Genomic DNA, 9,581 nt, shown 5'->3' with positions numbered 1-9,581 from the left:
GGTGATGGGAGCCCCTGAACCGGCGTCTTTCGACACCGTCGATGACACTATTCGCCGTAATCACTATCAGGGGGCCGGCGCTCGCGTATCTTCCTGGTCCTCGTGTTCGGTCGCCACTGCGGCGTTCGACGGGAGTACCGGCTGGTGACACCGGGCCCTAGCTGTGGCGCTCGTCTCGCTGGTCGTCTTCGCTGACCCCCTTGTGCCGGGCTGACGACGACGGCCGACCTCATCAACGAACTCCGTTAGAGCCTGCTCATCATCGCTATTCCCGTCTCGCTCGTCACCGAAGCGGCGCGCTTGGACGCGATCACGCGCTTCCGAGAGCCAGCCCGACGAACCCACCCGGGACCAGGGTGATGTGGGTGTCCAGGTCGCGTCTTTCCGGTGGGGCTGGATGCGTACCTACCCGCACCACGAGCAGACCAATGGTGCTCCAAGTCGACGGTCGGATTCACTTCGGCATCAGTTCACGGGACCGTATCGATTCCGTTTGCAGTACCGGCAATGGGGTGGAACTGGACATCATCCCGGGCCAGGAGAACGTCATCACCACGCGTACGACCGAACCAAGGGATTTAGCATGGCTACTGCATGGAGTCCTGTGGCGTCTCCCAGCCGAGGAGAACGTCACCGCTGCGGTGCTGAGTCAGGACGTTCTGCGGTGGCTCGACGAGCCGGTACAGCGCCCTGACGGTGGCGAGACGTCGCTCAGCCGCGCCGTTCGAGAATCCGGTCGATGATGCGCCCAGTCGAAAGCAGCTCGTCCTGGTGTTGCTGTTCGCGCGGGCCAGCGCGCTCGACGCGACAGTCGATACCCCGCTCTTCGAGCGAGGCGGCGACGTCTGCCTCGTCGTGGTGCTGGTCGTATCCCAGAACGATGACAGCCGGGTCGATGCGTTCGATCGGCACGAAAATATCCGACTCGTGGCCCAGATGTGCCTCGTCCACGGCGTCGATGGCGTCGACGACTTCGCGGCGCTGGTGGCCGGGTACAATCGGTGGGTCCTTGTGGGTGATGTTGCTGCACCGGGCGACGATGACGTGGAGTTCGTCGCCGAACGTCGCCGCCTCTCGGAGATACTGGACGTGACCGGGATGGAGCAAGTCGAAGGTTCCCTGGGCGACGACCCGGGTCGGCTCAGCTCTCTCGGTCATCGCTCCGCTCCATCCAGGCCGAGTTCATCGTCGATATCCGACTGATCGAAGTCGAAGAACTCCTCGGGATCCTCGATATCGGCGTTGAGGACCGGCAGGCTGCGACGTTTCCCTTCTCGGTCCAGGGCGACCCAGTCGTTTTGCCCGTACGGGTGGCCGATGATGATGTGCACCTGGCCCTTGCTGAACGTTGCCAGGTCGGCTTTCGAGGGTTCCAGCACGCCGTTTGGGTGTGAGTGGACCGACCCGACACCCGAGAAATCATTCGGAATCATGCTCGTTCGAACGGTTGCACTTACCGAGTTGGACTCGGTTCCGGGGATGATGAGGATGTCAGTGACGACCAGCCCATCGCCGTCGACACCGACGTTTCTCGCGCGGTCGCCGCGCAGCAGCCCCATATACTCGTTCGGATGCGTCTCGCGGGAAGCCTCGAGAGCGAACGTCAGGGCGTCCTCGGCGATGCCGATGACTTCGCCCGACCGGAACAGTCCCATTGTCAGTCTGTCGGCGTTCCCGACAACTAAGCATTCCGGGACGGGACGAGGCTGATGATTTCCCAGACACAGGTCGAACATACAAGACTTAACTCGCGCGACCGCGGTATTCACGTCATGAGCAACAACTCCAAGTCCGAGGGCGGTTCGCCCTCGGCACGTCAGGATGTTCCTGACGAGCCCCCCATCGTTTACGAGCTCGACCCCGACTGTACCGCCGAGGAGGTCGCAGAAGGCACGCGCTATCTGGTCACCGTCAACGGCGTCGTCGACTACGGCGTGTTCGTCGACGTCTCGGACAACGTCTCCGGTCTGGTTCACGAATCCAGCCTCGACAACGAGTACGAAGTCGGCGACGAGTTCGTCGTCCGCCTGGAGGAGATCCGGGAGAACGGCGACCTCGCCTTCGAAGAGATCGACCCCGCGAACCACCAGCTGGTCCACGTCGAACACGAGCCCGAAATCACGGCGATCGAGTCCCTGACGCGTGGCGAGACGGCAACCGTCGAGGGCGAGATGACCCAGATCAAACAGACTGGCGGCCCGACAATCTTCCACGTTGGCGACGAGACCGGCATCGTCGCCGCCGCCGCCTTCGAAGAGGCTGGCGTCCGCGCCTACCCCGAGGTCGAACTCGGCGACATCGTTCGGGTGACCGGTGAGGTCGGCATCCACGAGGGCATCCAGCAGCTGGAGGTCGAAGACGTGACGCTGCTCGAGGACGAGAAAGCCGCCGCCGCACGGGAGCGCCTCGACGAGGCCCGGACCGAGCGCGCAGGTCCCGCGAGCGTCGACCCGCTCGTCGAATGGCCAGAGTTCGAGAAGCTCCGCCCCGACCTGGAGTCACTCGCACGCCTGCTCCGCCGGACCGTGCTGGAGGGCCGCCCCATCCGGGTGCGCCACCACGCCGACGGCGACGGGATGTGCGCAGCAGTGCCGGTTCAGCGCGCGCTCTCGAACTTCATCGAGGCGGTCCACGACGACCCCGACGCGAGCCGCCACCTGTTCAAGCGACTCCCATCGAAAGCACCGTTCTACGAGATGGAAGACGTGACTCGCGACCTCAACTTCGCGCTCGAGGGACGGGCCCGCCACGGCCAGCAGCTCCCGTTCCTGCTGATGCTCGACAACGGCAGTACCGAGGAGGACGTGCCGGCCTACCGCAATCTGGCGCACTACGACATGCCAATCGCCGTCGTCGACCATCACCATCCGGACCCGGAGGCGGTCGAACCGCTGCTCGATGCCCACGTCAACCCCTACCTCTACGACGAGGACTACAGCATCACGACCGGGATGATGTGTGTCGAACTCGCCCGGATGATCGATCCCCAGATCACGGATGACCTCCGACACGTTCCCGCCGTTGCGGGCATCTCGGACCGCTCGAACGCCGACGCGATGGCCGACTACGTCGCCCTCGCCGAGGACGAGGGCTACACCCGCGACAACCTCAGCAACATCGGCGAGGCGCTGGACTACGCCGCCCACTGGCTGCGCTACTCCAGCGGCCACTCGATAGTCGCCGACGTGCTCAACGTCGGCGAGGAGGAGGAGAAGCGCCACGAGGAACTCGTCGAGTTCCTCTCCACCCGCGCCGAACGGGACGTCGAGGAGCAGCTCGACGCCGTCGAGAGCCACGTCGAGCACGAACGCCTCTCGAGTGACGCCCACCTCTACCGAGTCGACCTCGACAGGTGGGCCCACCGGTTTACCTACCCTGCACCGGGGAAAACCACGGGTGAGGTCCACGACACGAAAGTCCAGGAAACCGGCGACCCGGTAATCACCATCGGCTACGGGCCTGATTTCGCCGTCCTCCGAAGCGACGGCGTGCGACTGGATATCCCCGAGATGGTCGAGGAGCTCAACGACGAGTTCCCCGGCGCCGGTGTCTCCGGCGGCGGCCACCTTGTCGTGGGCTCCATCAAGTTCGTGAAGGGCCGGCGCCAGCAGGTCATCGACGCGCTGGTCGAGAAGATGGCCGACGCCGAAATCGACGAGGAGCTCTCCTCGGCGGCGACGGCGATCGACGACTAAGCGAGCCCGGTCCGGCACCGCAGACGCCCTTTCTACTACGCAGTCTTCTACGTAGCCTTCTACAGCTCCACCTGGGTAAAGGACATCGTTCGGGCACCCACGACACCGGCGACGATGACCGCTGCCGCGGCGCCCGCGATGAACAGCCACCGTTGCCCGCCACCACTGCCAGACCAGTCGGCCTCGAACGCACACCGGTAGAACGCGATGGGCTCGGGGCCGTGGAGTGCGAGCGCCACTTCTCGGTTCTCCTGGGCGCTATGACGGTTCCAGTTGAGTGAGCCGACGACCGCGAGCTCATCATCCACGAGCACGCCCTTCGCGTGAATCTTCTCGTACCGACCACCTGGCTCAGCCAGCTTCACCGAAAGCGGAGCGCCGGTGCGGTCGGCCCAGTCCTCCAGCCACGAGACGAGTGCTTCGTTCTTCTCGGCGACGTACCACGCCCCGGAGAGGAGGATGCGTACCTCGACGCCGCGGCGGGCCGCCCGCAGCGTTGCCTCCACCATCGCGTTCCCCTCCCTGCCGAGGGTCGGCTGGACCACGTCCACTCGCTCGTCGGCGTCGTCGATGTACCCGACCAGCGTCGACTCCGCGTTGCCCGGTGCGGTGAGCACCGTTACGTTCCGAACCCGGAGCTGCTCAGGCGGAAGTTTGCTGGGGTAGCTTCCGTTCGCGGCTGGCATCTGCTCGAACGTTCGGCTGCGGTGGAACACCGACCACAGCCGGGTATCTGGTCCGTCGGCGTCGTGAGCAAAAACCGTCGCCAGCGCTTCCGCGGTTCGATCGCTCGCAACCCGAACGCCCCAGCCTCGGCTGGACTGGCCGCCGGTGCCGGCGGGTTTCCAGTTCTCGGTCAACACCAGTGCCCGATCGTCGACAACAGCGTATTTCGGGTGATGGTATGCGTAGCGCTCCGTGCCGACGCCGATGACGCGGACGTCGACGCTGGCAGCCACCAGTCGGTCGAGGAGCCGAGCCTGGCGCCGAGAGATGGCGCTAACCGGGTTGGCCTCCACGAGGACGCGAACCCGCACACCGCGCTCGGCTGCTGCTACCAGCGCCGCGGTAACGCGTTCGGAGGAGAATGAGTAGCCCGCGAGGAGCAGCCGGTTCTCGGCCCGTTCGAGTGTCTCCAGCGGGAGGGAAGGAGTGTCAGGGAGCAGAAACGCTGTCGCGTTCGCCGGGCCTGTCGTGACTGCTTCACGGGGGGAGAACCCGCGCACTCGCCATGTCCCGGCCTCGGGGGTGTACCGGTACCCCTCAGGGGCGTTCTCGTAGCGCACCCGGTCGACCGGCTCACCGTCACGCCTGAGTGTGAGCGCCTCGCCCACGTTCGACAGCGAAAGTGTACCACCGACGAGCGTTACGTTCGGAACCTCTTCGCGGACGAGCTCCGGGTCTGAACTGACGACCACCTGGCCGGACCGGTTCCGTACCGAAACGGTCGATTCACCATCAGAGAGCGACCAGTTCCCTGGCACCGGGAGGTGGAGGACGACGTACTCTCCCGCATCACCATCGTGGACGGGGTTCGGATACACTGCGGTGATGGCTGCCCTCTCGGAGCGCTCGCCTGCCTGACCGACAGCGGTGGTTGGGACTGCACCACCGGCAGAATCGACCCCGATCCCGCCAGCAACCCCGCCACTCAGCAGGCAGCAGAGAAGGAGAACGCGAACGAGCCCGGGGCTCGACGGCGCGAGTTGAGGCACCTGTTGGCGAAGCAGTGACCAGCCGGGAGTGCGTCGAGGCACAGAGACCCTGGCCCCCTCATCACGGAAGAACCCTCGGCCTTTGCAGAATTTTCAGCGTCCGAGTTACATCCCCATATCTTCAGCTGGCTCCGGGACCGGGAGGTCGTCGACCCCAACGCCCAGCAGTTCGGCGGCGTGGTCGAGCGCCATATCGAAGCCGTAGTAGCGTTCGAGTTCGTCGCCGTCATTCCGGACTTTGAGCATCGCGTAGCCCTCGATGTTCTGTGCCACGACGGCCAGCTGACCGTTCCGCTCGAAGACGAGCTGGCGTTCGCCATCCGCCTCGACGTAGCGAGCGGTCACGGTACCCTGCGACCGTTCGGCAGCCTCGCTGCCGGTCTTGTCACTCATGTCTGTGTGTTGTGCGGCCCCGGAGTAAATCCCATCGGTGTCGGCGACCCGCGGTTGGCTTATCCCGCACGCGGCCCAAGCGACGACTATGTCAGATCGCCGCGACACCGACCCGGAGCTCGAAACGATGCTCTCGGAGCTCGAAACGACGTTGACGGAGCTTCGTGGGACGCTCACGGACGGGGAGCGTGCCCCCGCGAGCCGGTCGGGCCACGATCGCCGCCGCGACGCAGGCCGCCGTGATCGCCCGATTGCCCCGCGTCCGCCCGGGATGCGCGAGCTACTGCGCTTCACCGAACAGCAAACGATCCCCACGCTCATCGCGATTCTGGAGGCGAACATCCGGCTGCTCCGACTCGCCGGCGCAGCGCTCCGAGCGGTCGACCCGGAGCGGTCCGCGGTCGAGACCGGGGAGGAAAGCGCCGTCAGTCGGGCACTCGACGCGGGCGGTCGCCTCTCGACGGACCGCCTCTCCTCGGGACTCGGCGAGTTGCAGGAGGCACTCTCCGGGACCGAGCCAACGGACCCGGAGGCCCGACAGCTCCTCGAAGAAGCCGAGCGGCTCTCCGAAGTGGTCCGCGAGCGGGTTCCGGAGAGCGATGGGCGACGACGGTCCGTTGGTGGAGTGACGGACGCTGGAGCGACAGAGCGCGAGACCAGCGAGTCTGCTGGCCCAGTCCATATCGATGTCGAGGAATCAACAGCGAGCGACGACGAGGGAGCGAAGAGAGATGCCGAGACGGACTCAGGCGTGGACGTTGATGCCGAGTTGGACTCCATCCGGGAAGAGGTTCGAGGCGAACCGACGGAGAAAGACGCTGAGGCGGCTCCCGATAGTGACCACGGTGGAGCAGAATCCGAAACCGACGAGGCCGGCGGCGACGAATCAGCCGCGGAAGAATCCGGGGACGACGAATCAGCCGACAGCGACTAGCTACTTCTCGACCGACCGGAACCGGTAGCCGTCCCACGCCTGACTCTCGGGCTCGCGGATACCCGCCTCGGGGTCTCGGAGCGCAGCTTCGTACACCGGTTCGACCTCGTCGCCGATGTCGACGTCAGCTTCCTCGAGTTGGCCCAATGCACGAACGGGCTCGCCGTCCACGTCGAACTCCACGATAGCGAGATGGTTGGGCTGACGAACGCCCGGGGGCGTCGCCGTCGAGGTGGTCCAGGTGATGACTTCAGCGGTATACTCACTCAGGTCGACAGTTCCAATGGCTTCCTCGCCGCCTGGCCCGCGTGGGTGGCCGGGGTACGTGAGGCTGCCGTCTGGGTAGCGGTAGGCGATCATCTTGGACTCGGCCGGGTCGTCCGCGTTCTGGTCGCTCATTGTCCTGCCTCCGGGCGCTCGAGAATGGTGGTTGTCACACAGTTTCCGAAGCCACCGACGTTACACGCCAGCCCGACCTCCGGGTCGGGAAGCTGGCGGTCGCCGGCCTCGTCGGTGAGCTGTTCGACGATTTCGACGGCCTGCGCGACGCCCGACGCACCGAGGGGGTGGCCTTTCGATTTGAGGCCGCCGGAGGTGTTGATAGGGATATCGCCGTCCCGTTCGGTCCGCCCCTCCTCGACGGATTTCCAGCCTTCGCCCTTCTCGGCGAAGCCGAGCCCCTCGAACTGCAGGAACTCGAGGATGGTGAACATGTCGTGGAGCTCCGCCACGTCGATATCCTCTGGCGAGCGGTCGGCCATCTCGTAGGCGGCCTGGCTGGATTCGACGACGCCGCGCATCGTCGTCGGGTCCGAGCGCTCGTGGACGACGTGGGTGTCCGTCGCGCCCGCGACCCCGCTGACGACCACGTACTCGTCCGTGATCTCGCGGGCGATGGATTCGGGGCAGAACAGCAGCGCCGCCGAGCCGTCCGTGATTGGACAGAAGTCGTAGAGCCGTAGCGGGTCGGCGACGATGGGAGAGTCGAGTACCGTCTCGAGGTCGACTTCCTTCTGGAACTGGGCGTTGGGGTTATCGACGCCGTTCCGGTGGTTCTTCACCGCCACTTTGCCGAGGCTGTCCCGCGGCGCGTCGTACTCGTCGAGATAGAGTCGCGCCGTGAGGCCGGCGAAGGAGGGGAGCGTGACCCCGTGTTTGTACTCCACCGGGTGGGTGAGCGAGGCGATGACGTCAGTCGCGTCACCTGTTGTCCGGTGGGTCATCTTCTCGCCACCGACGAGCAGCGTCGTCTCGCTCGCGCCGGAGGCGATTGACTGCCAGGCGGCGTAGATACCGGCGCCGCCGGAGCTACTGGTCTGGTCGATGCGTGCGGTGTAGGCGGGCGTGGCCGCGAGGTCCTGGGCCAGCATGTTCGGGACGCCCGTCTGGCCTTCCAGCTCGCCGCTGGCCATGTTCGAGACGTACAGATGATCGATTCGGTCGGACTCGACGCCGGCGTCGTCGAGGCAGGCCGCCCCGGCCTCCACGAGCAGGTCACGGAGCCATTCCCCCTCTCGCGTGCCGAAAGGGGTCATCGACGCGCCGACGATTGCGACTCGTTCCATACCCGTTCCGCGTCCCGGTATTGCTTACGCGTTTCCCTTCCGGTGTTGGGGCCCGCCGGCTCAACGGACCCACCACTCGCTCCCTTTCGGCTACCCTCCACCGGCACGCGTGCGATTTATCCCCGGTCCGGCGGAGCATTGCCCATGGAGTTCGAGAACCCCTCTCGGCTGGCGATGGCCGCCGCGGCGGTCGCAGCACTGCTCGCAGTCGTCGTCTTCACCCCGTTGGTGGCCGTTAGCGGTGCCGACAGCACCCTCGGCGCCTACTACGCCGCGGGGCCGTTCGGGCTGACAGCGGTCGGCCTACTCGCGGCCGTCGCCGTCGTCGTCTTTCTCTCCGTCGACCAGCCCCACACTGACGGCCTGATGCTCTCTGGCGCCGGGCTCATCGTCGCCATCGTGACACTGCTGCTCGGAATCGCCTGGCTCGTGATGATCGACTCGACCGTACTGTTCAGCTTCCCCGCCGAGTACGCCTGGATCGAAAACCACCGCTGGATGGTGCTCGTTGGAACACTCATGTTGGCCGCCGTTGCGGGACTCCAGGCCCGGGCAGCGCTGTGACTGACGCCCGGGTGCGTCCGTTCTCGCTCCTGTCTACACCGGCGCGGTTACGCCCATCACTCCCGTGTTGTGTCCGTGACTGTTTGGCCACCGATCGACCCGACCGACGCCGGCGCGTGGACGGTGAAGTACGAGGCCGGCGACCTCGACTACCTCCGGGTCGGCGGAAGCGACGGCGTCTACCTCGTTTCCCAGTATCAGCCGCCGGAAGCGGCGGACGTTCGCGAGTACGTCCCGAAGTTTGACGGCTTCGTCGAGGCGGCCAAGGAGCTTGCGGCGACGCTCGCCACCGTCGAACTGTGAACCGTTGTCCCGAAAGGCCCTTAAGTACGACCCCGCTACAGTGAACTGGACTAGGTCGGGCGGTTAGGCCCCGCTCGTCACCCCCGAGGTAGTCTTCAGGGGGGACCGAACCCAGGGCGCGTCCGGTCAGACCGGCACGGGCCCCGGGAGCCGACGTTGAAACCTCGTCCTACGGGGACAGCGGTCCACGACGCCCGCCCGCAGGGGCGGTCCGCCGTGGTTCATCGGCGGTACTGGGTCAGGCGCGGAAGCGAGCAGCCCACCGTCGGACGCCCGTCGCTCGTAGGGCCGCGGGGTGGAGGAGGCAACCGGGATTCCCCGTACCGGAACGCCGGGCCAACCCTGCTGTCCGTCATTCATTTCGTGTTCACATTCGCGAGCCCTCGGCTCGGGGAGAACCCGCGACCGTCGC

Annotated in this window: 10 protein-coding genes, 1 other RNA gene and 1 pseudogene; 6 read left to right on the top strand and 6 right to left on the bottom strand. The window is 65.9% G+C overall.

Features of this window, described 5'->3' with window-relative positions; translation table 11 throughout:
- The first annotated feature begins 428 nt into the window (after positions 1–428).
- Entirely contained in the window at positions 429–743 is a 315-nt protein-coding gene (locus V5A38_RS05080) for a hypothetical protein (RefSeq protein WP_332324659.1), read from the top strand.
- Here the strand turns inward: V5A38_RS05080 and V5A38_RS05075 are convergent.
- Positions 712–1,158 (bottom strand): adenylyltransferase/cytidyltransferase family protein, encoded by a 447-nt coding sequence (locus tag V5A38_RS05075; RefSeq protein ID WP_332324658.1) that lies wholly within the window; start codon positions 1,156–1,158, stop codon positions 712–714. The genes V5A38_RS05080 and V5A38_RS05075 overlap by 32 nt on opposite strands.
- Positions 1,155–1,655 (bottom strand): Mov34/MPN/PAD-1 family protein, encoded by a 501-nt coding sequence (locus tag V5A38_RS05070; RefSeq protein WP_332324657.1) that lies wholly within the window; start codon positions 1,653–1,655, stop codon positions 1,155–1,157. Before V5A38_RS05070 ends, V5A38_RS05075 begins: the two co-directional genes overlap by 4 nt.
- A 117-nt stretch (positions 1,656–1,772) precedes the next feature.
- On the opposite strand from V5A38_RS05070, the gene V5A38_RS05065 reads away from it, so the two are divergent.
- Positions 1,773–3,695: an OB-fold nucleic acid binding domain-containing protein gene (locus V5A38_RS05065; protein WP_332324656.1), complete on the top strand. Its 1,923-nt coding sequence runs from the start codon at positions 1,773–1,775 to the stop codon at positions 3,693–3,695.
- 59 nt (positions 3,696–3,754) lie between these two features.
- On the opposite strand, the gene V5A38_RS05060 is transcribed toward V5A38_RS05065, so the two are convergent.
- Together V5A38_RS05060 and V5A38_RS05055 are read right to left on the bottom strand one after the other, a co-directional pair.
- On the bottom strand, positions 3,755–5,452 hold the full coding sequence (locus V5A38_RS05060) for a phospholipase D-like domain-containing protein (RefSeq protein ID WP_332324655.1): 1,698 nt from the start codon (positions 5,450–5,452) through the stop codon (positions 3,755–3,757).
- Positions 5,453–5,515: 63 nt separating this feature from the next.
- Positions 5,516–5,803 (bottom strand): hypothetical protein, encoded by a 288-nt coding sequence (locus V5A38_RS05055; RefSeq protein WP_332324654.1) that lies wholly within the window; start codon positions 5,801–5,803, stop codon positions 5,516–5,518.
- An 88-nt stretch (positions 5,804–5,891) separates the two neighbouring features.
- Between V5A38_RS05055 and V5A38_RS05050 the strand changes: the two genes are divergently transcribed.
- Positions 5,892–6,737 (top strand): hypothetical protein, encoded by an 846-nt coding sequence (locus V5A38_RS05050; RefSeq protein WP_332324653.1) that lies wholly within the window; start codon positions 5,892–5,894, stop codon positions 6,735–6,737.
- Here the strand turns inward: V5A38_RS05050 and V5A38_RS05045 are convergent, their stop codons facing one another.
- Together V5A38_RS05045 and V5A38_RS05040 are read right to left on the bottom strand one after the other, a co-directional pair.
- A complete protein-coding gene (locus V5A38_RS05045) occupies positions 6,738–7,136 on the bottom strand; it encodes an OB-fold domain-containing protein (RefSeq protein ID WP_332324652.1) in 399 nt (132 codons plus the stop codon).
- Entirely contained in the window at positions 7,133–8,302 is a 1,170-nt protein-coding gene (locus V5A38_RS05040; RefSeq protein ID WP_332324651.1) for a thiolase family protein, read from the bottom strand. Before V5A38_RS05040 ends, V5A38_RS05045 begins: the two co-directional genes overlap by 4 nt.
- A gap of 144 nt (positions 8,303–8,446) precedes the next feature.
- Here V5A38_RS05040 and V5A38_RS05035 point away from each other — a divergent pair, with 144 nt between their 5' ends.
- From V5A38_RS05035 to ffs, 3 genes and pseudogenes are all read left to right on the top strand, one after another.
- Complete coding sequence (locus V5A38_RS05035) at positions 8,447–8,866, top strand: hypothetical protein (protein WP_332324650.1); 420 nt, start codon at positions 8,447–8,449, stop codon at positions 8,864–8,866.
- A 117-nt stretch (positions 8,867–8,983) separates the two neighbouring features.
- Positions 8,984–9,169 (top strand): annotated as a pseudogene (locus V5A38_RS05030) (hypothetical protein); the annotation flags it as partial.
- 43 nt (positions 9,170–9,212) lie between these two features.
- An RNA gene (gene ffs, locus V5A38_RS05025) (signal recognition particle sRNA) lies at positions 9,213–9,524 on the top strand.
- The last annotated feature ends 57 nt before the right edge of the window (positions 9,525–9,581 follow it).

It is taken from the genome of Halolamina sp. (assembly GCF_036626355.1).
In the GTDB taxonomy this organism is placed as follows: Archaea; Halobacteriota; Halobacteria; order Halobacteriales; family Haloferacaceae; genus Halolamina.
Note: the sequence above shows the minus strand (reverse complement) of the source record. Positions and strands in the feature narration are given on the sequence as shown.